Source organism: Chitinimonas koreensis (assembly GCF_014353015.1).
Lineage (GTDB): Bacteria > Pseudomonadota > Gammaproteobacteria > Burkholderiales > Chitinimonadaceae > Chitinimonas > Chitinimonas koreensis.
Genome location: NZ_CP060704.1, coordinates 3,405,415 through 3,432,322 on the forward strand (window position 1 = coordinate 3,405,415; position 26,908 = coordinate 3,432,322).

The 26,908-nt window shown below is 72.0% G+C and carries 3 protein-coding genes; all 3 read right to left on the minus strand.

Going from position 1 to position 26,908, the window contains the following annotated elements:
* Positions 1-3 precede the first annotated feature (3 nt).
* From H9L41_RS14285 to H9L41_RS14300, 3 genes are read right to left on the minus strand one after another with little or no spacing between them, the layout of a single operon-like run.
* A complete protein-coding gene (locus H9L41_RS14285; protein ID WP_187523423.1) occupies positions 4-6,033 on the minus strand; it encodes a putative Ig domain-containing protein in 6,030 nt (2,009 codons plus the stop codon).
* Positions 5,919-10,805 carry a CARDB domain-containing protein gene (locus H9L41_RS14290; protein WP_265584057.1) on the minus strand — a complete coding sequence of 1,629 codons (4,887 nt, stop codon included), beginning with the start codon at positions 10,803-10,805 and terminating at the stop codon, positions 5,919-5,921. Before H9L41_RS14290 ends, H9L41_RS14285 begins: the two co-directional genes overlap by 115 nt.
* Entirely contained in the window at positions 10,706-26,833 is a 16,128-nt protein-coding gene (locus H9L41_RS14300; protein ID WP_187523424.1) for a CARDB domain-containing protein, read from the minus strand. The genes H9L41_RS14290 and H9L41_RS14300 overlap by 100 nt, the downstream gene beginning before the upstream one ends.
* Positions 26,834-26,908: the final 75 nt, after the last annotated feature.

Consider the following 26,908-nt stretch of genomic DNA (forward strand, 5'->3'; position numbering starts at 1 on the left):
GCGTCAGCCGGTCCTGCGCGTCGTAGCGGTAGGCGAAGGTCGTGGCCGCGCCCCCTTCACCGTGCCGCTCACGCGCTCGATGCGGCCCTGCGCGTCGCGCACGAAGTCCACCCGCGCCGCGCCGCCCGCCAGCGCGAGGCCGGCGTCGCTCGCCAGCCACTGCACGCCGTCGGCGAAGCGCACCGCCGTCACCTGCCCTTGCAGGTCGAGGTCGTAGCGCGTGCCGTCGGCCGCGGTCAGCACGTAGCGCGTCGGCTGCCACGGCAGGCCGGTCACCTGGTCGTACAGGCGCTGGCCCTGGCGCGTCAGCGCCTGCGGCTGGCCGTCGCGCTCGTCGCCGATCGCCTGCAGCGTCCAGCCCTGGTCGCTGTTGAAGACCGGCCGGTAGACCGTCGGCGCGGCCGCCTCGCTGCCCAGCCGCTCGGCCACCGTGCCGAGCGTGAAGCGCAGCGCGCTCGCGCCGGCCGTGCCGGCCAGGTTCGGTGCGGTCAGCCAGACGCGGGCACCGTCGAGCCACGGCGCCAGGGCGCCGCTGGCGGTGGTGCCCAGCTGGTCGGTGGTCAGGCCGGTGGCCAGGCCGCCCAGGCCCCAGTTGCCGAAGCCGGTCCCGCCGGCGCCGATCTCGCGCCACAGCGCGAAGTCGTGGCCGCCGAGGTCGAACACGGCGTCGGCGGCGCGTGGGCCCGCCGGCGCCTTGGCGCTGCTGTCGATCACCACCCGCGCGGCGATCTCGCCGGTCCGGCCGGCCAGGTCCCAGGCGCGCAGGCGCAGCTGGTAGACGCCATTGGCCAGCACGGCCGGATCGAGCGTCGCCAGGTCAAGCCGCAGGTCGCTGTCGATGGCAGCGCGCGTGTCGCTCGCCAGCGTCCGCCAGGCGTCGCTGCCGGCCGGCGCCAGTTCGAGCACGTAGCCCATCAGCTGCTTGTCCTGCAGCAGCGCCTGCAAGGTCAGCGCCGTCTGCACCGTCACCGGTTCGGTCGCGAGGTGGGCGCCGAGCAGCGCGCCCTGCCAGGCCAGCACCGGCGCCGAGGCGTCGGCCGGGTCCTTGACCCGCACCGTCTGCACCAGGCTGCCCGTGAAGCCGTCCTGGTCCAGCGCCCGCACCCGGATCTCGATCAGGCCCGGTGCGGTCGGGTTCAGCCGGATGCGGCCGGCGGCGTCGATCGCCACCGTCTGCCAGTCGGCCTGGCCCAGGCCGGCGCCGCGTACCTCGGCGGTCAGTTGGGCGATGCCGCCGAAGGCGTCGGCGCGCACCGTGGCCAGGACTGCCTGGCCCGGCAGCACCGGGGTCGACGGCGTGGTCTCGACCAGGATGCGCGGCGTGTTGGCGGCCGCTTCGGCCACCGCGCGCAGGGTGAAGGTGCTGCGCGTGGTCGCGCGGCCGTCGTTCACGATCGCGGTCACCACGAAGTCGCCGACCTGGCCCGGGCCGGGCGTCCATACCAGGCGGCCGGTGGCGGCGTCGTAGCGGGCGCCTTCCGGCAGGTTGGCGAAGGACACCGTCAGCGCGGCGGTCTGGGCCGCGCCGTCCGCGTCGCGCGCCACGATGGCCGCGCCGTTGGCCTGGCCGCCGTGCTGCACCGGCAGGCTCAGGGTCTGGCCGACCACCACCGCGTGGCTGCTTGCCTCGACGACCGGTGCGCGGTTGCGGTCGAACACCCGCACCTGCACCTTCTGCAGGCTGGTGGACTGGCCGTCGCCGACGCGGAAGGTCAGCTCGAAGGCGCGGCTGCTGGCCGTGGCGTTGTCCACCACGTCGGCGCCCGGCGTCCATTCGAAGTAGCCGCTGGCGGCGTCGAAGCTGAGGCCGGCCGGCGTGGTCTCGTCGTAGACCAGGCTCAGCTGCAGCGCATCGCCGTCGGCGTCGACGCCGCGCAGGTTGAAGCCCAGCGTCTCGCCTTCGTTCACCAGTTGCAGCGGCAGCGGCAGGATCTGCGGCGTGCGGTTGACGTTGGCCACGGTGATCTCGAAGTGGCGGATCACTGCGGCGGCGCCGTCGGTCGCCCCGACCGAGAAGCGCCAGACGCCGGCGCCACCGCCGCCGTCGGTCTGGGCAGCGGTCAGGTCGGGCGTCCAGCGCAGCACGGCGCGATTGCCGTTGCCGGCGCTCGGCACCTCGAACAGCATGCCGCGCGGCAGGCCGAGCACCTGCCAGTCGAGCAGGTCGGCGTCGCCGTCGCGGCCGAACAGGTCGAGCGTCAGCGGCACGCCTTCGGTGGCGTTCAGCCGGATCCGCTCGGCGGAATCGGCCACCGCCTGGCCGTTGGCCTGCACGCCCAGCCATTCGGGCGCGGCGTTGGCGGCGCGCACCACCACGCGGACGGTGTGCTTGACCACATTGGGCACCGGATTGGCCGGGTTGGTCTGGTTGCCGCCCTGCGGCGGCAGGCCGCTGTCGGTCACCACGATCTCGATGTCGCGGCTGCCGATGTCGTCGGCGGTCGGCGTCCAGCTCAGCACCGCCTGGCCGTACTGGGTCGCCGGCGTCAGGCTGGCGCCGATCGGCAGGCCGTTGGCGGTGAAGGTCAGCGCGTCCTGGTCCAGGTCGCGCACCAGGATCGGCAGCGTCAGCGCCTGGCCGACCACCGCCACCATCTGCTGCGGCAGCGTGAACACCGGCGCTTCGGACGGGCTGCGTACCGTCAGCACGAAGCTCTTGCTCTGCGACTGCACCTGGTTGACGTCGCCATCGCCATCGTCGGTGGCGGTCACCGTGACCAGGTAGTCGCCGCGCATCTGCGCGCCCGGCGCGAAACGGATCGTGCCGCCGGTGGCGGTCTGCACGTAGCTGGCGAACGACGGCAGGCCCGACAGCGTGATCTGCAGCGGGTTGCCGTCGGCATCGCTGGCGACGAAGGGCACTTCGAGCACGCCGCCGACGTCGACGAAGGCGTTGGCGATGTCGCCGATCGCCGGCGCGCGGTTGGCGTTGCTGACCTCGATCGGCATCACCAGCTGGCTGATCGCCGGCGTGCCGGTGCCGTCGCCGTCGTCGGTGGCGGTCACCGTCACCACGTAGCGGCCGGCCTGGGCGTAGCCCGGGGTCCAGACGATTTCCATCGTCTCGGCGTCGAACACCGCGCCCGGCGGCAGGCCATCGACGCGGTAGCTCACCGTCGGCGCGGTGGTTTCCGGTCCGATCGCCTGGCTACCGGCATCGAGGCGGATCTTGGGCTCGAAATTGGGGTTGTCCGGATCGAAGGCGAACACGCTGACGCGCAGCGGCTGGCCTTCGAGGATGCGCCAGGCGTCCATCGGGTCGAACACTGGCGCGCCGTTGGCGTTGAGCACATTGAAGTCGATGTCGCGGCTCACCGTCACCTCGACCGGTTCGGCGCCCGGCTTGCGATAGGTGGCGGTCAGGCTGATCGGCAGCTTGACGTTGCCGTGCTGATTGAAGCCCGGCGTCCATTCGAACCAGCCGGTCTCGCTGTTCAGCGTGGCGCCGGCCGGCAGCCACGGTGCGCTGTAGCTGAGGCTGATGGTGGTGCCGTCGGCCTGGACCAGGCCGCCCGGCATGCTGCCGGCCAGTTGCAGGCCGTAGCGCTCGCCTTCGCGCAGCGTCTGTACGCCCAGCGGCGGCAGTACCGGCTTGGCATAGCCCTGCAGCACGGTGACCTTGAAGCGTTGCTCGGAGACGGCCTTGCCGTCGCCGACGATCAGCGTGATGTCGTCGTAGACGCCGGCCTGGTCGTAGCCCGGGGTCCAGGTCAGCAGGCCGCTGGCGGCATCGAAGCTGGCGCCGGCCGGCAGGTTGCGGACGGTGACGGTGAGGCGGTCGCCATCGGCGTCGGTCGCGGTCAGCGGCAGCGACAGGGTCGCGCCTTCCAGCAACGTGACGTTCTGGACGGCACCGGCCACCGGCGCATGGTTGCCGCCGTTCACCGGCAGGTGGAAGCGCCGCAGTACCATGCCGCCGCGGCTGTCCTGGACCCGCACCACGACTTCGGTATCGGCCAGGTCGCGCGCGCTCGGCGTCCAGTTCAGGGTAGCGAGCGAGTGGTAGCCGCCCTCGCCGGCCGTGTGGCCGGCCGGCGGCGTCAGCGTCATACCCGCCGGGGCCTGCACCAGCTGCCAGTAGAACAGCGTGCCGTCGCCGTCGACCGCGTCGAGATAGCCGGTCCAGGCTTGGCCGGCGGTGGCTGCGGCGAAGGTGTCCGACTGGGCCGAACCGGTGGTTCCGGCGATGGCCAGGGTCGGCGGCAAGTTGACCTGGGGCGCGGCGTAAACGCCGTGGCCCAGCGTCGCCCTGGCCAGCGAACCACCGCCCGCCGCGCCGCCGAAGCGGCTGGCCGGCAGCACGGTGACGGTCTGGCCGGTCAGGCTGGCCCCTGCGGCGAGCTTGCCGCCGCGGGCGGCCAGGGCCGCGCTCAGATCGAGCAGCCACAGGTCCGACTGATCGCCGCTGCCCGACTGGGCGCCGGCGATCGAACCGCCGAAGTAGCGGCCCGGATCGAGCAGCAGCACCAGCGGGCCATTGAGATCGTCCGTGCCGATATTGGTCAGGTCGACGTCGTAGCTGACCGTGCCGTTGGCCCGGTCGCCGCGCGTATTGGCGAACGTCAGCTGTACCCGACTGCTCATGTCGAGCACGGCGGTGAAGGTGCTGTCGTAGCCGCGGTCGATCCGCACCTCGCTCGCGCTGCGCAGGTTGGCGCCGATGCCGAGCCGGTACTGGCCGGCCTCCAGGCCGGCGACCTCGAGATAGACGGTGCGGTGAGCCGCATCCCAGCGCAGGCCGTGCGGCACGATCGGAAGCGCGCCGCCCGCATTCAACGGCGTAAGGGTGTAGTTCTGCGCTTCGAGCACGCTGCCGGAACCGCCATCGGTCCACATGTCCTGGTCGAACTGGATCGCGATCTGGCCGACCGGCAGCGGCAGCAGCGCGCCGTCCGGCACGCTGACCGCGGTGACCTTCGGCGCGCGCGCCAGCGCGATCTCGTCGACGTGGCCGGTCTGCGCCACCAATACCCGGCCGTCGGCGGTGGCGACCACGGTCTGGCCCTGGGTGCCGCCGCTCGCCAGCTGCAGTACGCGCCGGCTCTGCAGTTCGATCATCCACACCGCACCGGTGTGCGGCGTGACCGTATCGGCCGCCGTCACCGGCCGCTGGCGCAGCCCGCTGCTGGCCAGCATCAGGCCGTCCAGCGCCGTACCGGCGCGGCCGAAGGCGATGCCTTCGATCACGCCGGCCAGGCGGTATTCCAGCTCGGCACGGCCCTTGTAGCGGCCGCTGGACGGGAAGCTGACGATGTCGGTGGTCGCGTCCGGCTGGGCGGCGGCGATGTCGCTGCCGGTCCAGCGGATGGCCCACAGCCGGCCGTCCGGGCCGAACGCCAGGTCGCGCACGCGCTGGTTGCTGAAGTGGCTCCACGCCTTGGCCGCATCGGCCTCGTTCGGCCGGAACACCTCGATGCCGTTGCCCGAGGCGACGTAGATGTCGCCGTTGGCGTCGATCGCCAACGCATGGGTCAGCGGGTCCTGGCCCGGGCCATTGAGACGGCGCAGGATGGCGCCGCTCTGGGCGTCGACCTGCAGCAGTTCGCCGCCGGTCATCACCCACAGCTGGCCGACCGCGTCGACCGCCATGTCGACGATCGGCGCGTCGAGCACGAACAGCGGCGCGACGCCGTGGCCGCCTTCCTTGCCGTACTTGAACACCTCGTTGCGCAGGCTGCCGGCGCTGACCAGCACGCTGCCGTCGGCCAGCTCGACCAGCGCCTGGGCGCCGAGGTCGGCGGTGCTGGCCGCGAAGCCGTCGGCGAAGCCGCGCACGGTGAACGGCGCCAGCACGCTGCCGAGATCGCCGCGGTTGACCGTGGCCACCTGGCCCGGCAACTGCTGGCCGGCCTGGGTGAACAAGTCGTTGCCGGCGTAGTTGCGGTCGGCCGGCGCCTGCGGCAGCTCGGCCGTCTGGTTCACCGTCTCGTTGACGCCGAGGCCGTCGAGCACCGCCTGGCGGCCGCCGTCGTCCGGCAGCACCGCGTTGGCGACCGAGGCCGCCTCGCGGTTGCCGGCCACGTCGGTGGCCACCGCCAGGAATTCGTAGTGCTTGCCGGCCTCGCCGGTGAATACCGCCTGGGTCTGCTCGGGCCGACCTGGCGCAGCCAGATCTTGAAGTCGCCGCCGTCCTCGGCGACGTAGACCGTCACCCCCTTGATGCCGCTGGCGTCGTCCTCGGCGGTCCAGCGGACGTCGTAGGCCGGCTTGCCGGCCGCATCGACGCCCAGCGAAGTGGCCACCAGCGAGGTGCGCGGCGCCTGGGCGTCGAGCGTGTTGCTGCTGCTTTCGCTGTCGACCGGCGGCGCCTGGTCGATCAGGATGCGCGCCCGGGCGCCGATGCCGATGCCCGAAGCGGCGCCGTCGGCCGCCATCACGGTGTAGCTGACGAAGCCGCGCTGGGCCTGCGGCGCGCCGTCGGCCGACGGCGCCAGGAGGCCGCGGGTGGCGTCGCGCAGCACTTCGCCGGTGTCCGGATCGATCGCCTGCAACAACCAGGTGGCGGTGCGGCTGGCGACGTCGATGCCGGCGCTGACGCGCAGGATGAAGCCCTTGTTGCCGGTGAAGTCGAAATCGGCCTGGAAGTTGGCGCGATCGGCCGGCACGTGGACGTTGATGTCGCCGAGCTTGAGGTCGCCCAGCCGCAGCGAGCGCGCATCCAGCGCCGGGTCGAGCTCGGTGACGATGCGCAGCTGGCCGGCCGGCTGGCTGGCCGGGTTGTTGAACGACACGGTATAGGGCAGCGGCGTGGCGGCCGGCACGTAGCGCTTGCCGTCGGCCGCCAGCATGCCCTGCGGGCCGCGCACGGCGATCGTCGCGGCGGCGTCGGCTTCCTGCCGGGCGGCCTGCTGCAGGTATTGCGCCAGGTTCAGCGCCTGCGGGCCGACCGGGTTGAACTCGGCGTCCAGCACGCCGATATGGCGCAGGTACTCGAGCTCGGCGCGGCTGCCGGCGAACACGTCGAAGTTGAGGAAATGGGTGTCCTGCGCCGCGTTGCGGTCGTAGTCGGCCGGGTTGGCGTGCACCGGCACCGGCACTTCGACCTCGTTGCCCTGGTCGTCGTGACGGTACTCGTAGTACTCGGTCGGCGTCCTGATGGCGTTCGGGTCGCCGGCGTAGCGCGCGCTGTCGCCGTACCACTTCTGCACCTGCTCGAAGAAGCCGAGCAGGCTGGCCTGGGTGCGGTAGCTCTCGCCGCCGCGCGACAGCAGGATGCCGCTGGCCAGCGTGGCGTTGAGGCTGACCACCTTGGCGCTGTCGCGGATCGGCGGCGCTTCGTCGAGCGGCCGCAGCATGCCGGCCGCTTCCAGCGCGGCCAGCCAGCCGGCGGTCCATTGCGCGGCGTCGGCGGCCAGCACCCGCAGCGCCACCGGCGCGGCGGCGTCGGCCGCGATGGCCAGGCGCAGCTTCTCGGCGTAGGCGCTCTGCTCGGCCACGAACTCGGCCCGCGTCAGCGGCGTGGCGGCCCCGACCAGGTTGAAGCGGAAGGCCATCGACAGCGCTTCCTTCGGGGTGATGTGCTCTTCCGGCTCGTGCGACAGGAATTTGCGCGTCAGGCCCTGCGAGATCTTGTCCAGATCGGCCGGACCGTTGTCGAGGAAGCCGCTGGCGCGCCATTCCGGCCGCACCGCGTAGAGCTTGTCGCGCAGGCCCTCGAAGTCGTAGTTCAGCCACTCCTTCAGGCCCGGGTAGGTCTGCAGGTTGAAGCTCATGCCGACGAAGCCGCCGGCGCCGACGTCGAAGGCATAGCCCGGCGCCAGGTTGAAGCCGCCGGTGTTCTGGGCGCCGTCGAGCTGGGCCCAGGGCACGTCGGGCCGGCTGGTGCCGTCGGTCGGCGTGGCGCCGTAGCCCTGGGTGTTGCCGGCCGCGTCGACCGTGCGGCCGTCCGGCCGGCCGCCGACGTTGCTGCCGAACACCACGTAGGGCAGTTGCAGGCCTTCGAGCAGGTCCTGGCTGTAGCCCATCTCGGTGGCGCCGAAGTCGAAGCGCACATAGGGCGTGTCGACGTTGGTCAGGCTCTGCAGCGACACGCTGTAGGTGCCGCCGTCGCCCGGTTCCAGATTGCGCGGGCCGCCGACGCCGATGGTGACGTCGGCCTCGATGCCGCGCTCGACCAGGTAGCGGTTGGCCGCCACCACGCGTTCGCCGTCCGGGTTGACCACGCTGAGGTCATAGAGGCCCAGCGGCACCTGGCGCAGGTCGAACACCGCGCGGATATGGGTCGCGTCCAGCACCTGCCAGCGCACCGGCTCGACCTCGTACACGCCGGGTCGCGACAGCTTGACCAGCGCGCCCGCCTTGAAGCGGGCCCCGTAGAGATCGACCGTGACCCAGCGGTGGTCGTCGTCGCCGACGCCGCCCTGGTCGGGCGTGACGCGGGTGATCGACAACGGCAAGAGGTCGGCCCGCAGCGTGGCCGGCACGTTGGTTCCGCCCTGCTTGGCGCGCACCAGCACGTAGTAGTCGCCTGCCTTGGTGCTCGGCACCAGCAGCTGCTGGTCGGGCGACAGCGGGTTGTCGTAGGCGACGTCGAAGGCGTAGCCGGTCGGCACGTCGCCGTAGCGCACGTAGACCTCGTTGGCCCCCTCGTTGACGCTCGAATCGAGCTTGATCCGCAGCGTCTCGCCGGCCGCCACGCTGATCTTGTACAGCCGCGTCTCGCCGGCGCTGAGCGTGATCGGCAGCGGGCTGGCCACCGCCAGCTGCGGCACCGTCACCGCCAGGCTGTCGCCCGAGGCGGTGCGGTTGTTGGCCTCGCCCGGCGGCAGGTTCAGACCGTTGGCGGTGTAGCTGATCTTGCCTTCGAACACCTCGTTGTAGAGGTCGGGCCGGACGATGATGCGCCAGTTGCCGTCCTTCAGCGGCGGCAGCTTGGCCTTGAGGCTGCCGCTGTAGGCCGCGCCCGCGGCCAGGCCGCCGGCGTGGTCGACCCGGCCCAGCAGGATGTCGCCGAGGTCCCAGGCGTTGTCGCTCGACAGGTAGATCGCGTCGGTCCAGCCGCCGTAGGCCGGGTTGGTCGAGTCGTTGACGATCGTGTAGCCGATCTCGACCTCGCTGCCGACCGTGCCGCTGGCCGGCACGCTGACGGTGTTGACCTTGAGGTCGGCCGGCGGCGGGGTGTCGACGATGATCGGCTGCAGCGCGGCGCGCGCGTTGTTCTGCTCGCGGCCGAACTCGCGCACCTGGCCGTTCTCGCCGGTGCCCCAGGCGCGGGCCGGGTCGGTGATCACGAACACGTAGTAGCTGCCGTCGAAATCGCGCGGCGCGGTCACGTTCAGGCTGCCGCTGTAGCTGGCGCCGGCGGCCAGGCCGCCCGAATGGGCGACGTAGCCGAGATAGCGGTCCTGGTTGATGTCGAGGAAGTCGTCCTTGGACAGGTAGACCAGGTCGTTCCAGCTGCGCTGGTCGCTCGGCGTCTCGCCGCCGGCGTTGGTCACCGTGTAGTTGACGGTGAAGCCCTGGCCGGCCACCACGTGCTGCTGCTCGCCGGTGTCGACGGTCGACACCTGCAGGTCCGGCGGCGTGCGCAGGGTGATCGGCAGCGCGATCGAGGCGACGTTGTTGCCCTCGTCGCGGAACTCGAGCACGCCGCCGGCGCCGCTGCCGGCGACCACGTCGAGGCCGTCGCGGATGGTGCTCGGCGTCTGGCGGTAGAAATCCTTCACCGTGGCGGTATCGGCCTTGACGATGAGGTGGAAGTCGCCGCTGATCGACTCGGGCAGCATGAAGGTGGCGCTGTTGGTGTAGGACTCGCCCGGCTTGAGGTACTTGGGCTTGCCGTCGGCCTCGGTCAGCACCGTCGAGCGGACGCGCAGGATGCGCTCGATCTCGTTGCCGCGGTCGACCAGCGGATAGTCGCCGCCGTCGAGCGAGGCGTCGCGCGACAGGAAGACGCCGTCCATCCAGCTGTTGCTGCGGGCGTCGCGGGTACCGCGGTTGGTCACCGTCCAGCTCACCGTGATCTGCTGGCCCGAGCCCGGGTTCGGATCGGACACCACGATCCGGTCGATCTGCAGGTCCGGTTCGCGGTAGATGATGTCGAGCGTGCCGCGGCCGATGTTGTTGTTGCCGTTGGCGCCTTCGTAGACGCGGCCCGGGTAGTAGTCGTCGCGGTCGTAGCCGTTGTCGCCGCCCTGCAGGTGCTCGGGCCAGGGCCGGGTCCACTCGGTGTCGGCGTCGGTCATCACGTAGATGTAGTACTGGCCGTCGGTGCCGGCCGGCAGGCGGACCTTGGCCGTGGCGGTGTAGTCGCCGCCGGCGGCGAGGCCGGCCGTGTTGGCGTGCACCGTGGTGCCCAGGAGCGTGGCGCGTTCCTTGATGAACACCGGGTCGCGGCTGAAGTAGACCGCGTCGATCCAGCTGCGGCTGCCGGCCCAGACGGCGTCGCCCAAGTTCTTCACGGTCCAGCTGACCGTGGTCTCCTCGCCCGAGAAGTTCTGCGGCTGGGTGACGACGTCGACCACCTGCAGGTCGGCCGGCCGCGCCGTGACCTGCGAGGCGAAGGCACGCGCGTTGTTGGTCTCGGAGACCTCCTTGACCTTCTTGTCGACGTCGGTGCGCACCACCAGGTAGCGGCCCTTGACCGACGGCGCCAGCTGCAGCGTCTGCGCCACCGTGTAGCGCTCGCCCTGGCCGAGCGCGCGCGACTGGGCGAAGGAGGCGATCTTCCAGACCTCGCGGGCCTTGTCGAAGTCCGGGTCGTCGGTCACGTAGACCGTATCGACCCAGCCGCCCTCGAAGGCGTCGCCGCTGTTCTGCACCGTGTAGCTGAAGCTGTAGCTGCCGCCCGAATCGGCGGCCGCCAGGCCGCTGACCTCGCTGACCACCAGGTCCGGCGGGGTGATGCCGAGGATGGCGATCTGGCGCGCCTTGTAGTTGTTGTTGTCGACCTGGCCCGGATCGTCCGGGTTGAGGTTGTTGGCCAGCGTGTCCTCGAGGATGGCGTCGTAGGCGTCGCTCCACACCGTGATGTAGTAGGTGCCCGACAGCGTGTCGTCGGGATGGTCACCTGGGCGGTGCCGAGGTAGTCCTCGCCGACCGCCAGGTGGCCCTCGTGGCGCACCGTGCCGATCAGCACGTCGCCGGGCTTGCCCGGCCGGGTCTTGTCGCGCGACAGCCAGATGGTGTCGGTCCAGCCGCTGACGGTGGCCGACTCGGCCCGCGTGACGGCGCTGCCGCGGTTGCTCACCTGGTAGCGCACCTCGACGCTGGCGCCGTGCACCGCCTGGTCCGGCGCCACCACGCCGCCGGTCACCAGGTCGGCGAACGGCACCGGCTTGATGTCGAACTCGACCGCGCGGATGTTGTTGGCCTCGCTCGGGTATTCGTCGACCACGTTGTTGCCGTCGGCCACCACGATCAGGAAGGCATGGCCGCGGTAGCGGATCGGGATGTCGATCGTCGCCGTCTCGTTGCGGTAGGCCCCGGTCGGCGCCAGCGCGCCGCCGTTGTCGTACTGGCCGACCAGGATGTCGTCGGCGCTCAGCGTGCCGTCGAGCGACAGGAAGACCTTGTCCTTCCAGCGGCCGTTGGCCGCCTCGGCGCCCATGTTCTGCACCGTGTAGCTCAGGCCGATCGAGGTGCCGGCGGTGATGTCGCCGGTCTCCTTGATCTGGGCGTCGGTCACCCGCAGGTCGGGCCGGTCGTTCAGCCGGACCGCGACGTCGCCGGCCGACAGCAGCGCGTTGTTGCCGCGCGCCGCGCCGTGCTCGTACACCTGGCTGCCGCTGCCGCCGAGGTTGGCGTTGGTGATCACCTTGATGCGGTACAGCCCCTCGATCTTGCCCGGCAGGCGCACCAGTTCGGTCCGCTCGTAGCGGATGCCCGGCGCCGCGCCGCGGTCGTAGCTGTAGCTGCCCAGCACCACCGGCTGGCCGGTGCCGCTGGCCGGCACCAGCAGCACGGTGTCGGTCCACACGCCTTCGGCCGCCGCCTCGCCCTGGTTCTTCACCGTCCAGCCGATCTCGACCAGCGCGCCTTCCTGCACCGTGGGCTGGCCGTTCACCACTTCGGCCTTGATGGTCACCGTCTCGACCACCAGGTCGGGCGAGCGCGACAGCGTGACCGGCACGGCCACGCTGTGGCCGACGTTGTTGTCGCCGTAGATGAACTCGTAGGGGCCGCCGGTACGCACGTGGACGTAGAAGTTGCCCTCGAGGCCTTCGGGCAGCGTCACGTCGACGCTGCGCACGTAGGCGTCGCCGGCGGCCAGCTGGCCGATATGGCCGGCCCAGCCGAGGTCGACCACCTTGTCGCTGCCGTCGGCGTTGCGGCTCAGCCAGACGTAGTCGCTCCAGGCGCCGGTGTCGGTGATGCCGATGCCGTCGTTCTTGACGCGCCATTCGATGTGCAGCGGCCGGCCGCTGGCGGCCGTGCCGGTGGCGACCACCGACTCGACCTGCAGGTCGGCATAGGGCTTGGGCATCACGTCGACGTCGTGGCCGACCTTCACGCTGTTGTTGCCTTCCGCGCCGTGCTCGTAGACCTCGGCGCGGGCGTCGCTGACCACGAACAGCTGGTAGCGGCCCGAGGTGTTCGGCGCCAAGAGGATGCGTTCGTTGCGGACGTACTGCTCCCCGGCGGCCAGCGCGCCGTCGTGGCGGAACTCGCCGATCACGATGTCGTCGCCGTCGCCGAGCACGCCGTTCTTCGACAGGATCACCTTGTCGGTCCAGCTCGCGCTCTTGCCGGCGCCGGTGCCCTGGTTCTGCACCGTCCAGCTCACGTTCAGCGGGGCCGGATCGTCGATCACCCGGTCCGGCGCGGTCACGGCCGTGACCGCCAGGTCGGCGTAGGGCGCCAGCTCGACCGCCAGGCCGCGCTCGGCGCGGTTGCTGGCGCGGTCGTGCTCGTCCAGCACGTTGCCGGCGTCGGTCACCACCACCAGCTGGTATTCGCCGTCGAAGTCGAGCGGGATGTCGAGGTCGGCCGCGGCGCGGTACTGGCCGCCGGCGGCCAGCGGGCCGGTGTGGGCCACTTCGGCCAGCTGGCGCGCGACGTTGCCCTTGACCAGGTAGACCCGGTCGACCCAGTTGCCCAGCGCGGCGTTGCCGCTGTTGCCGACCGTCCATTCGACGTGGATGCGGCTGCCCGACTGCACCAGCGACGGGCCTTCGACCGTGCCGACCGCCAGGTCGGGCTTGGCCACCTTGAGGCCGGCGGCGGCGGCGACCTGGTTGTCGCCCTCGCCGTTGCGTTCGAACACCGTGTCGTCGCTGTCGGTGCGCACCACCCAGCGGTAGTCGCCTTCCCAGAACCAGCTCGGCAGCGTGAAGGTCACGCTGCGCTCGGTGCTGGCGCCGGCGGCCAGGCCGTCGGTGACGAACAGGCTGGCGACCTCGTAGAGGCCGGCCGCGCCGCGGTCGATGTAGATGCGGTCGCGCCAGGCGCCGGTCGCGGCGATGTCGCCGTGGTTGCTGGCGGTGTAGCGCACGGTGGCCGATTCGCCCGGCCGCAGCACGGTCGGGCCGGTCACGCCGGACACCGCCAGGTCGGCGGTCGGCGCCAGGCCGACGTGCAGGGTGGCGGCGCTGGCGCCGAGGTTGTTGGCGGTGCGGCCCTTCTCGTCGACCGTGCGGTTGGTGTTGGTGTCGACCAGCAGGTAGAAGTCGCCGGCCAGGTCGCGCGGCAGCGTCATGGTGGCGCGCGCGATATAGCTGGCGCCCGGCGCCAGCAGGCCGGCATGGGTCACCGAGCCCGACAGCACGATGTCGTCGGCGCTCGCGGTGCGGTCGCGCGACAGCACCACCCGGTCGTTCCACAGCGCGAGGTCGGTGGTGGCGCTGCCGGTATTGGTCACGGTCCAGCTGACCAGCACGTTCTCGCCGCTGAGCGCGCTCTCCGGCACCGTCACCGCGCCGACCACCAGGTCGGCGTAGGCTTCGGCCAGGTCGATCGCGCGCGCCGCGCTGCGGTTGTCGGCGCGGGTGTCCGGTTCGAGCACGGCGCCGCCGGCGTCGCTCTTCACGCCGACGTAGTAGCGGCCGGCCTGCCGCAGCGGCAGGTCGACGGTCGCGTGGCCGGCGTAGCTCCCGCCGATGCGCAGGCCGCCGTCGTGGCGCACGGTGCCGATCACCACGTCGTCGGCGTCGCCGATGACGTCGTTGGCGCTCAGCACGATCTGGTCGTCCCAGCTGCCGGCGGCGTCGCGCTGGCCGCGGTTGGCGACCGTCCAGTCGACCGTGATCGGCTGGCTGCCGACGCCGGTGGCCGGCGCGGCGACGCCGTCGACGCGCAGGTCGGCATAGGTCTGGCTGGCCGAAGCGGTCTGCACGGCGGCGCTGTTGTTGCTCTCGGCGTCGTTGCTCAGGTTGGTCTCGAACAGCACGCCGAAGCCGGCGCTGTTCTGGTCGGCCGTGACGGTGATGCCGATCTGGCCGGCGCCCTTGAGGCCATCCGGCAGGCGGAAGGTGAAGCTGCGGGCGCGATGCTCGCCGGCGCGCAGCGGGCCGTTGCCCGGCGCCTGCGGATCGTAGGCCAGGCTGGTGTCGAGCAGCAGCAGGTTGCCGGCCAGGTTGCGCACCACGATGCGGTCGTCGTAGGCCGCCGAGGCCGAGCTGCTGCCTTCGTTCCAGTCCTCCCAGCGCAGCGTGACCAGCCCGCCGGCCTGCACCTGCGTGGTGTCGACCACCAGGTTCTTCACCGTCAGGTCGGGGCCGGCCAGCTTGATGGTCTCGGCCGTGTTGTTGCTCTCGCCGCTGCCGCCGGCGTTGGCCTCGACGATCTCGCCCAGGCTGTCGGCCACCACGCGGATCGAGAAGCGGCCCGAGGCGGCCACGCCGACCGGCCAGGCGAACTGGGCCGTGCGCGTGCGCGTCGCGCCGGCCGCCAGCTCGCCGGCATCGGCCGGATCGCGCAGCAGCACGGTGGCGACCGTCTCGCCGGTCGACAGGTTGCGCACCTCGAGCCGCTCGCTCCAGGCGCCGGCGGCCTTGTTGCCGCGGTTGGCGGTGGTCCAGCTCACGTCGACCGTCTGGCCCGGCTGGAAATCGCCGGACGGACTGAGGGCCAGGCCCTCGACCGCCAGGTCGGCATAGGCCGCCAGCGCCACGCGGGTCTCGACCGTGGCGGAGTTGTTGCTCTCGGCGGTGCCGCCGGCGTTGCTTTCCTTGACCGTGTTGTCGCTGTCGGTCAGCACCGTGACGGCCAGCCGGCCGGCGGCCAGCGTGCCGTCCGGCAGCTGCAGCCGGGTGCTGCGCACCTGGGCGGCACCGGCCGCCAGCGCGCCGCCGACGGCCGCGTCGTACGGCACGGTCAGGTCGGCCACCAGCGCGCCGGTGTCGAGGTTGCGCACGATGATGCGGTCGTTCCAGCTGCCGGTGGTGGGCAGCACGCCGCGGTTCTCGACGGTCCACTGCACCGTCACCGGCTGGCCGGTCTCGAGGCCGCTGGCCGGGCTCAGCGCCACGGCGTTGACCGCCAGGTCCGGCGCCGGCTTGACCAGCAGGGTGTCGAGGATCACCGGCGGGTTGTCGGCCAGCCTGACCAGGTTGAAGGCGACCTCGGCCTGCTGGCCGCCTTGGTAGTTCTGGCCGTCCAGCACCAGGGTGTAAGTGCCGGTCAGCGCCAGCGCCGCCGGTTCCTGGTCGGTGCCGGTGAAGGTGTAGCGATAGCGGTACTGGCCCAGCTGATAGTCGTACTCGGCGCTGCTGCCGGTGCTGCCCATGCGGACGGCGCCGAACACCGTGCGGCCGAGCGGATCGATCAGTTTCCAGGTCGGCGCGACGCGCTCGCTGCCGCTCGGCCCGGGCGCGGTCACCGTGGCCAGCGCGTCGAAGTAGAAGCGCTCGCCGGCGGTAGCGTCGAAGCGGTACAGCTGGACGCCGTTCTCCGGGCTGACCGTGGTGGTGACCGGCATGCCCGGCTGCACCGCGGCCGCGCTATCGAGCGAAAGCACGCGGAAGGAATACGGATCGCCGCCGGTGCCGTTGCTGTAGATGCTGAGCACGTAATCGCCGGCAGGCAGTCCGGCGCTGTAGTCGGTGCGGCCGTTGCCGCCGTAGTAGTAGTCCCAGTAGCTGTCGAAGCCGTTGCGCATCGATCGGTCGAACACCACCCCGCTCGGGCCTTCGAGCCGCCATTGCAGCTGATTGCCGGTGACCAGGCTGTCGAACGCCAGCGCGCTGACCTGGTCCAGGTGCAGGGCGTAGCGGACAGAGGTGCCGGCCGCCGGCGCGGTGCCCGACACGGTGGTGTCGAGCGGCAGCGCCGCCAGCGCGGTGTGCAGCATGAAGCTGTAGTTCACGCTGCCGCCCTGGTAGCCGTTGCCGTCCAGCACCAGCAGGTAGTCGCCGGCGGCCAGCTTGAGCGAGGCGCCGTCGCTCGCGCTGTCGCCCTCGGCGATCTTGGCGCCGTAGGACGAGACCAGCTTCCAGCGCACGCTGCCGCTGCCGCCCGGCAGCGCGTCGTACTGGAAGTCGGCGCCCTCGCCCACGCTGAAGCGGTAGGCCGTCACGCCGCTGGCCGGGTCGAGCGTGCCCTGCGTCGCGGTCTCCGCCGCCAGCGGCTGCGCCGCGCGGCCCAGGTCGACCAGGCTGAAGCTGTACTGGCGCTGGGACAGGTTGCCGTAGACGTCGCGCAGCTTGAGGGTGTAGCGGCCGGCGGCCGGCAGCTTGATCGCCTGGTTGGCGACGTCGTAGTAGTCGCCCTGGTGCAGCAGCACGCCGTTGGCGTCGTAGATCTCGGCACGGGCCTGCAGGTAGCCGTTGCGCGGGTCGAGCCAGAGCGTGGCCGGACCGGTGGTGTCGAACACGTAGTCGAGCTTGCCGTCGCTGCCGCTGGTGCCGGTCACCAGGGTATCGAGCGCCAGCTCGGTCGGCGCCGCACCCTGCAGCAGGCTCAGCGTGAGCTGCGAGCTGCGGGTCGCGCCGTCCGGCTGCGACGGGCCCTCGGTGTCCCACAGCAGGTAGTAGCTGCCGGTCCGCGCCAGCGGCAGGGTGCGGTCGCTGTAGGACGACTCCCGGACCAGGTTGCCGAATTCGTCGAACAGCCGCCAGGTGCCGCTGGTGCCGTCGCTGTAGGCGACGTCCAGCATGCTGCCGGCGCTGGCCTCGAAGCGATGGATGCTGGCCTCGCCGGCCGGCTTCTCGATCGACAGCGGGGCCTCGAGCGAGAGCGGCTGGGCCGTGGCCAGGTCGAGCAGCCGGATCTGGTAGCTCGGATTGGCGCCCCACCAGCCGTAGGGGCTGACGTTGAGGCGGTAGCGGCCGGGCCGCAGTTCGAGCACCGGATTGGAGCCGCTGCCCGAGCTGGCGCCCCACAAGGTCTGGCTTGCCACCACGACGTCGTCGCGGGTGAGCGACCATTGCAGGTAGGAATCGAGCTGCACCAGGTCCAGCAGCAGCCGCTGCGGCTCGCTCACCTCGATCAGGTAGCTGCGGCGGTTCGAGCTGCCGTAGGCCGGGCCGCCGGTCAGCGGCTGGCTCAGGTCGACGATCTCGCGCTGCAGCGCGAAGCCGAACGGCAGCGCGGCGGCGGCGCCGTCCTGCGCGTCGCTGCTCCACACCAGGGTGTAGTGGCCGGTGCTGGCGAAGGCGATCGAGGCCGCGGCGTCGAGCGCGCCCGAGGCGGTCTCGTAGCCTTCCGGCCCGTAGACGCGCCAGCGGCCGGCGAGGCCGGCGGTGGCCTGCGGCAGGTAGCGCACGCTGTCGCCGGCGCTCGCGTCGAAGTGGAATATCCGCGCCTCGCCCGGCTGCAGCGTGCCGGCGGCGGCGTCGCCGATGGCGTAGGCGCTGCCGCCGAACAGGTCGCTCAGCGCGAAGGCCAGCCGAGCGCCGTCGGCCTCGGCCGTGGCGCGCAGCCGCAGCGTGTAGGTGCCGGCGCGCAGGTCGAGCACCAGGTCGGCGTCGCTGGTCGGAGCGGACCACTCGCCCGAGCCCACTTGCCGGGTCTCGTCGCTCAGGCTCCACTGCACCGAGCAGCCGCTGGCGGCGATGGCGTCGAACAGCAGCCGGCTGCGGCTGTCGAGCGTGAAGCGATAGCTGAAGAAATGGTCGCCGGCGGCCAGGTCGGCTGCGACCTGCTGGCCCGGCGTCAGCGCCTCGGCCGGCTCGGTCGCCGGGTCGGCCACGCGGAAGCGCAGGGTGCGCGCCAGCGCCGCATCGTCGCCGTCGTCGGTCACGGTGTCGATCACCAGGTAGCCGCCGGTCGAGCCGTACAGCTGCCAGCCGCTGGCCTCGCCGAGCGAGCCCGAGGCCTGCTGGTTGCCGTAGGCGTCGTAGAAGCGCCAGCGGCCGTCGACGCCGGCCAGGTCCAGCGGGGTGAAGCCCAGGCGCTGGCCGGCCGGGCCGTCGATGCGGAACACCGCGGCGTCGCCGGGACGCAGCGACACCTCGGTCTCGGCGCCGGTCGCCAGCAACGCCGCATCGCCGAAGGCGCGCAGGCCGAAGCGGTAGTCGGCCTCACCGGCATTGCCCGATTCGACGCGCAGGCGGTAGTGGCCGGCGGCCAGCGCGATCAGCTTGGCGCCGCCGCCCTCGGGATCGCCGAAGTTGACCGAGTCGACCTGCTGGCCGTCGCGGTAGAGGGTGACGCGGTAATCGGCCGGCTGCGCGGCGCTCAGGTAGAAGCGGTCGGCCTGGGCCAGCTCGAAGTCGTACAGGTCGGCGCCGCCGTTCTGGCCGAAATGGCCTTCGATGGAGTCGGTCAGCGTCGCCGTCGGCACCGTGCCGACCGCGATCGCGCCTTCGGGCGCATCGCCCCAGCTATGGACGAGATACCAGGTGCCGCTGCTGGCGATCGTCACCGTGTCGCCGTGTCCGGCATCGAAGCCGTAGCTGTCGGCCAGGTCGGGCCGGTACAGCGTCCAGTTGCCCGCCGACGGCTTGAACAGGTACTCCTGACCAGCGGTCAGTTCGATCGCGTAGAGGCTGCGGCCCGCGGTCTCGATCGGCGTGCCGACGGCGGCCGCGACCGCCTGGGCACTGCTTTCGAGCTGCAGCTCGACCTCGACCGGATCGGTCTCGGCATCGGACCAGGCTTCGAGCACGTAGTCGCCGGCCGCCAGTTCGAGCGTGTAGGCGCTGTGGCCGCTGACGATGAAGATGTCGCCGGCGACGATGTCCTGGCCGTGGCGCAAGCGCCACGAAGCGCCTTCGATGCCGGCGGTGGCATTGATCGCCACCAGGCCGCCCTGGGCCAGCGTGAAGCCGTAGCCCTTGCGCGCGCCGGGCGCCAGCGTGTCCTGCAGCGCCTGGCCGAAGCCGATCGGCGTGGCTGCCGGCACCGGCAGCTCGTGGTGTTCGTCGAGGTAGACGCCGATCTCGAAGTCGAGCGGGTCTTCCGACGCGCTCTCGCCGTCCAGCCGGCGGTCGACCACCAGCCAGTAGCTGCCGGCGACCTGCACTTCGAAGCCCGAGGCGTTCTCGCCGAGCGCGCCGTTGAGCCAGGTGTTGCCGGCGGCGTCGAACAGGCGCCAGTAGCCGGCGCCGGTACCGCTGCCGGCCACCGACAGCATGTCGCCGACCGCCGCGTCGATGCGGTAGAAGCGTGCGCCGTCGCCCGAGGCCAGGCTGCCCTGCACCGGCGTGGCGAATTCGAGCGCGGTCGAATCGGTCGCGGCCAGCGTGCGCAGGTTGAAGCGGAACGTGAAGCCGCTGCCCTCGCCCAAGCTGTAGCCGCGCAGGACCAGCGTGTAGTCGCCGGCGGCCAGCGAGACGCCGCCGACCTGCGCATCGTAGTTGGCCGAGAGGCTGAACACGCTGCGGCCGGAGGCGTCGATCAGCTCCGCGTCGACGTTGCCGGCCAGCTGGCCGAGCGTGTCGAGCAGCACGGTGCTGCGTTCGGCCAGCGTGAAGCTGTAGCGCTGGCGGTAGTTGCCGGCCAGGTCGAGCGAGGCGGCGACGTCCTGGTCCGGCGTCAGCGCGACCGGCGCGGCGACCAGCGGGCTCAGCGTCGCGCCGACGTGGATGGCCTGCGTCGCATCGCCGCCGCGGCGCTTGAGCACCAGCAGGTAGGAACCCGAGCCGAGCTCGACCTCGCCGCTGCTGCGCACCGCGGCGAGCGCGGTGCCGTAGTCCTGGTAGACGCTCATCACCAGGTCGGCCGAATCGGCCGCCAGCGCCAGCTTGACCCGCTCGCCGTCGTCGTCGGCGCCGTCGAAGCGGAACACCTTGACGTCCTCGCCGGCCGCCAGGGCGACGTCGAGCGCGCCGGTGAACCCGGTCGGCTGCGTCAGTTCGAGCAGCTGCAGCGCGAAGCGGCTGACGGGCTGCTCGGTCCTCAGCGACAGCGTGTATTCGCCGGCGTTCAGGTAGACCAGCTGCGGGTCGCGCATCTCCGGGTCGTCGCCGTCGTCCTCCCAGACGCCGAAATCGCGCCAGTCGTGCCAGTTGGAACCGCTGCCCTGCTCGATCGCCCAGCGCACCGCCGGGTCCGAATCGAGGCCGCGCACCGAGTAGTAGCCGCTGACCGGCACCAGCAGGCGGTAGGAGATCGAGGCATCGCTGCCGCCGGCCTCGCCGCCGCCGGTCGACGGCTCGATCTCGCCCTCGATGCGGCTGCCGATTTCCAGCAGCGGCAATTCCGGCCGGGCCAGCGCGACCTGGTAGTCGATCGGCGCGGCATCGCTGCGCTGGCCCTTGAGCAGCAGCAGGTAGCGGCCTTCGCCCAGGTTGTCGGTGTCGAATTCGCCGGCGCGGTCGCCCTGCTGCTGCAGATTGCCCCACTGGTCGTACAGCGCCCAGCTCAGGTCGGCCGCCTCGGCGGTCGCCAGCTTCAGGTGCAGCTTGCCGTAGCTCGTGTTGTCGACGCGGTAGCGCGCCACCTCGCGGCCCGCCAGCGTGGCGCTCAGGCCCTCGCCGGGCAGCGCGACGGTGCGTTCGAGGTCGAGCAGGCGCAGCGCCACCTGGGCGTCGTCCTGGTCGGCGATCAGCACCAGGTCGTAGTCGCCGGCCGACAGCGAACGGGTGGCCGGCCATTGCGCCTCGGGATCCTGGCCGTCGACCAGGCCGCCCTGCAGCGGATACCAGTCGCCGCTGCCGTTGGCCGGCCGCAGCATCCAGCGCACGCCGGCGGAAGAGCCGATGTCGTGCAGCTGCACCCGGCTCTCGAACGGCAAGCTGATGCGATAGGTCCGAGTCGTGCCGGCGGCGCCGAGCGTGAGCGACAGCGCCTGGTCGAGCGCCAGCGCCGGGTAGACCGGCGGCGCAACCGACAATCGGTAGTCGATCGCGGCCTCGCCGCCGCCCTGGCCGGCGACCAGCAGCAGGTAGCGGCCGGCCTCGAGGCGGCCCAGATCGGTCTCGCCGGCCGCGCCGGCGGCGACCTGGCTGCCGTCGGTACGGTACAGCGTCCAGGCCAGCGTCTCGGCATCGCCGCCGAGGGCGACGCGCAGCGCGGCCGGGTTGGTCACGTCGAAGTAATGGAGGCGCGCGTCGCGGCCGTCGGCCAGCCGGCCGGCGCCATCGGCCGGCAGCGCCGGTGCGGCGGCGCTGTCGAGCAGCTGCAGCCGGTAGGCCGCCTCGCTGCCGGTCGCCGCGATGGTCAGGTCGTACTCGCCGGCCGCCAGCAGCCAGCGGTAGGCCTGCGATTCGCCCTCGGCGTCCAGGTCCGGCCACCAGCCGTCGGTCGAGCCGGTCGCGCCGACGCGGCTCAGGCGCCATTGGATATTGTGCGAACCGGCGTCATGGAACAGGTCGCGTACCGCCAGTTCCTGGCCGAACGCCACCTTGAGCCGGTAGCTGACGCTGGCGCCCTGCTGCGCCAGCGTGCCTTCGAGCGTCTGGCCCGGCACGGCCGCCAGCAGCGACTGGCCGGCCTCGCGGGCGCTCAGCGTGTAGTCGATCGGCGCGGTCGCGCCGGCCACGCCATCGATCACGATCAGCCGCTCGGCCCCGGCCGCGCCGGCGATCTGCGCGTCGGCCAGCGGCCACTGGCCGGTGCTGAGCAGGTGGCCGCTCGCGTCGAACACCCGCAGCACGGCCGCCGCGCCGCCGGCGGCGCTGGCGTCGAGCGCCAGCCGGGCCTGGTCGAGCGTGGTGACCACGCGGTAGGCGCGCGCGCCCTGGGCCGCGTCGAGCGTGCCGTTCACCGTCTCGCCCAGCGGCAGCGCCGCGGTGCCGGCCAGGTCGAGCAGGCGGAAGCTGTAGTCGCCGAGCGTGGCGGCGCTGTCGGCCGCGATCTCGAGCGTATAGACGCCGGCCGCCAGCACGGCCATGTCGACCGTGTCCAGGCGGCCGGTCTTCACCGCGCTGCCGTCGGCGGTGCGCAGGGTCCAGCCGGCGTCGTGGCCGGCCAGGCCGTCGATCAGCAGCCGGCCCGGCGCGTCGAGCACCACGCGCCAGCGGTCGGGCACGCCGACCATCGTGGTATTGCCGTTCAGCGTGCTGCCGATGGCGGCCGTCGCGCTGGCCGGGCTGGTGCGGGTGGCGGTGAAGCCGAGCGCGACCGCTTCGGCGTTGCCGGCCGCGCCGTCGAGCACCAGCCAGTGGCGGCCGCTGCGGGCGAAGGCGACCGCCACGCTGCCGCCGCCGACCAGGGCCTGCGGCGCCAGCAGGCGCTGGCCGTTGGCGTCGACCAGCCACAGGCTGGCGCTGCCGCCGGCCAGGCTGGCGACGTCGAAGCTCAGGTAGTCGCCGGCGCTGGCGTCGATCGCCAGCAGCGTGGCGCCGTTGCCGGGGTTCAGCTGGAGCGACTGCGGCGAGCCCAGCGCCAGCGGCGCGGCGGCGGCCAGGTCGAGCAGGCGGAAGCCGAACGCGCCGGTGGCGTTGCCGCGCGGCGTGACGGTGAGGGTGTAGTTGCCGGCGCCTTCGAGCCGGATCGGCGCGCTGTCGCCGTCGAAGCGGCCGTCGGACCGCAGCGTGCCGGTCGGGCCGACCAGTTGCCAGGCCAGGTCGCCGCGCGCGTTCAGGCTGTCGAACAGCACGGTGGTCGGCGCACTGGTCGAGAAGCGGTATTCGAAGCGCTCGCCGATGCGGCCGATCTCGCCCAGCACGTCGCCGCCGAGCGGCAGCGGCAGCGCGGTGGTGACGATGCGGCGCAGCGTGAAGCCGTAGTGGTCGCTGCCGGCGGCGCCGAGCGGGCCGTCGATCACCAGGAAGTAGCGGCCGGCCACCAGCTTGAACGGCGCCGCCGCATTGCCCACGTTGCCCGATTGCAGCGTGTTGCCGTTGCGGTCGAGCAGACGCCACGGCGCGTTGCGGCTGTATTGCTGCACGTCGAGGGCGAACTGGCCGCCGTCGGCCAGGTCGAGCCGGTAGGCCGCGGCGCGGCTGGCCGGCGCGAGCGCCAGGTCGACCGCGGCGTCGGGCACCAGCGCCGGCGCCTGGCCCAGGTCGAGCAGGCGGAAACCGTAGTTCGGCGTCGACAGGTCGCCGCAGTCGAGCGTCAGCTCGTAGTTGCCGGCCGGCAGCGACATCAGGCGCGACTGCGCCTCGCCGAAGCTGCGCAGGCTGGCCTCGTCGCCGCGCGGGCCCTTGAGGCTCCAGCGCAGATTGTTGCCGCCGTTCACGAAGTCGGCGTCCAGCAGCACGCTGGCGGTGTTGGCCAGGGTGAAGCTGTATTTCACCGCGCCGCCCGGCTGGGCGATGCTGCCGGAGATGTCGGCGCCCAGCGTCAGCGCGGCGGTCGCGACCTGCTTGGCGCCCAGCGTGAAGCGCGCGGTGCGCGGCTGGCCGCTGCCGCTGTAGTAGCCGCTGGTCGGCGAGGTCATCAGCAGGTATTCGCCGGTCACGTCGAGCTTGAGTTCGGCCACGTCGCCGGTGGTGTCGCCGCCGGCGATATAGCGGCCGTAGCGGTCGTACAGCTGCCAGGAGGCGGCGCCGCCGGCGTCGTAGTAGTTGTTGCGGCCGTCGAAGTAGAAGCGCTCGCCCGCCGTCGCCTCGAAGCGGAACAGGCGGCTCTCGCCCGGCGCCATGACGTCGTCGACCGGCCGGCCCGGTTCCAGCGGCAGCGCCGAGCCGCGGTCCAGCACGCGGAAGCGGTAGTCGGCCGGCACGTCGCGGCTGTTGCGCAGCGACAGCGTGTAGCGGCCCGGCTGCAGGTACTGGTAGCGGCCGTAGCCGTCGTTCAGGCCGTTGCTGCTGAAGACATTGCCGGTCGGCCCGCTGAGCCGCCATTGCAGGTAGTCGCCGCTGCTGCCGACCAGCAGCGAATCGAACACCACCGCGGCCGGCGCGTCGAGCGTGAAGCTGTATTCGGCCAGGCTCTGGCGGCCGGCCAGGCTGCCCGACTGCTGGTCGTTGAAGGCCAGCTCGGCACGGGCCACGCTCAGCGGCGCCAGGACGAAACTGCCGTTGACGGTGCCGCTCTCGTAGTACTGACCCTCGTTGAGCAGCAGGTAGCTGCCGGCGGCGGCGATACGGTAGAGCGTGCCGCTGGCGAAGGTCGACTCGTTGGCGACCTCGCGGCCGAACGGATCGACCAGCCGCCAGGTGCCGCCGCCGCTGGCGGAATTGAGCAGCAGCGCGCTGCCGGCCTCGGCCTCGACGCGGTAGCCGACGGTCGAATTGGCCGGCGTGCGGGTGAAGGCGGTCTGCTGGCCCAGCGTCAACGCCGGCAGCGCGGCGCCGTCGAGCAGACGGAAGGTATAGGCGCCGTTGCCCGAGTAATTCCACTGGTTGTCGGCACCGCGCACGGTCAGCGCGTAGTCGCCGGCCGGCAGCGCCAGCACCGGGTAGCCATAGGCGGCGTCGCTGTTCTGGAAGTAGCGCGACGACACTTCGGTGCCGCGCGGCCCGACCAGGGTCCAGACCGCGCTGGTGCTGCTCTGCCCGTCCATGATCAGGCGGGTGTCGCCGTTCAGCGTGAAGCGGTAGGTCTTGCTGGCATCCCAGCTGGCGAGCGTACCGGCCACCGCGCTGCCGAGCGCCAGCGCGTCGCCCTCGGGCAGCGCCGCCGGCGCCTGGTTGCCGGCCGCATCGAGCTTGAATTCGAAATCGACCGGGCCGGCGTTGGCCAGCGCGCCCTCGACCAGCAGCGTGTAGCGACCGCCGGTCGCCAGCGTCACGGCGGCGCGGTCGGCGGCCAGACTGGCGCTGCCGGCCACGTCGCGGCCGAAACGGTCGACCAGCCGCCAGCTGGCGTTGCCGCCGGCCACGCGGATCGAATCGAACGCCACCTTGTCGCCGGCCTGGGCGTCGAAGCGGTAAGCGAGCGTGCCGCGGCCGGGGTTGAGCGTGCCGGCCGCGGCCTGGCCCAGCGTCAGCGCCGCGGCGCCGTCGAGGTCGACCAGCCGGAAGGCGAAGTCGCCGGTGGCCGAGCCGATGCCGCGCACCGTCAGCCGGTAGCTGCCGGCCGGCAGCGCGCGCACGCCGAAGCCGGCGCTGCCGTCGGTCTGGTCGAAGCGGGTGCCGCCATCGGCGCCGCCGAGGCCGGGGCCGCTCAGGCTCCAGCTCAGGTCGGCGCGGTTGCTCAGCGCGTCGAACAGCAGCTGGCTGGCCGCGCCGAGGGTGAAGTCGTAGACCACCGCCTGGCCGGCCAGCGCGATATTGCCGCTGGTGACGGCGCCGAGCGCCAGCGTGCCGCCCGCCACGTCGGGCACCCGGTTCAGCGCGAAGCGGTAGCCGACCGTGGCGCCGGCCGCGTTGTCGTCGCCGCCGTCGAGCCGCAGCCAGTATTCGCCGGTGGCGGCGACCGTGAAGGCGCCCTGCACCGCGCCCAGGGTATTGCCCGCCACCCGGTTGCCGAACGGATCGACCAGCTGCCAGCCGACGGTGCCGTTGCTGGCCGCGTCGCCGTCGAGGTAGACGGTGTCGCCGGCGTTCAGCGCCACCTTGTACAGCTTGCTGCCGCGCGCCAGGTCGAGGCTGCCGCTGGTCGAGACGCCGGGCTGCAGCGCGACGGCCGATTCGGCGCCGAGCAGGCGGAAGGCCCGGTCGCCGGTATTGGCGCCGTCGAGGTCGACCGACAGCGTGTAGCTGCCGGCCGGCAGCAGCATGCGGTCGTAGCCGCCGTAGATGTTCTGCTCGCCCGACGAGGCCCAGCGGCGCGACACCACCTCGCCGGCCGGACCGCGCAGCGTCCAGAGGAAATCGGCGTCGGTCAGCCGGTCGAAGATCAGCGGCGTGGCCTCGTTCACGCTGAAGGTGAAGTTGGCGGTCTTGCCGGCATGGTCGATGTGCGCCACGGCGGCCACGCCCGGCACGATCGCCTCGACGCTGTCGATCACCGGCCGCAGGTTGAACTGGTAGTCGACCGGCGCGTTGTTGCCGCCGCTGCCCTCGACCAGCAGCAGGTACTCGCCGCTACGCTCCACGGCGAAGGTATCGCGGTCGCTGCGCAGGTCGTAGCTGCTGCCCTCCTGGCGGCCGTACGGGTCGATCAGGCTCCAGCGCACGTAGGGATAGTTGCCGCTGCTGGCGAGGCTGCCGCCGTCGAAGTAGAACTTGTCGCCCTGGCTGGCGCTGAAGCGGTAGACCGCGGTCTTGTTGCCGCCGTCGAGCGTGCCGCTGACGGCGTTGCCGGGCGTCAGATCGGCCGCCGCATCGGCGTCGATGATGCGCAGCGCGTAGTCGCCGATCGCGTCGTTGACGCCGTCGATGGTCAGCTTGTACTGGCCCGGCGTCAGCTCGAAGGCCGGGTTGGTGCCGTTGTAGTCGGTATTGCTGAAGCTGCGGCCGTCGATCCGGCCGCCCGGGCCTTCGAGCGTCCAGTTGATGTCGCTGCGGTTGGTCAGGCTGTCGAACACCACCCGGCGCGTCTCGTCCACCTTGAACTCATAGCGGTCCTGCTCGCCGGGCTGGCCGAGGCTGCCGGTGACGGTCAGCGCGGCCGGGTTCACGTCGGCCGACAGGAGGACGCGCGGCTCGAGCGCCTCGAAGCGGATGGCCGGCACGTCGGCATCGCGCACATCGTGAGCTTGGGTGGGGGAGACCGGCTTGCTGTTCGACTGGCTCATATCTGTTCACCTCGAATGGGCCGCCGCGCGGAGGCGGTCGGCAGGGCTATATGAATGGATTGAATGGCTGGAAAC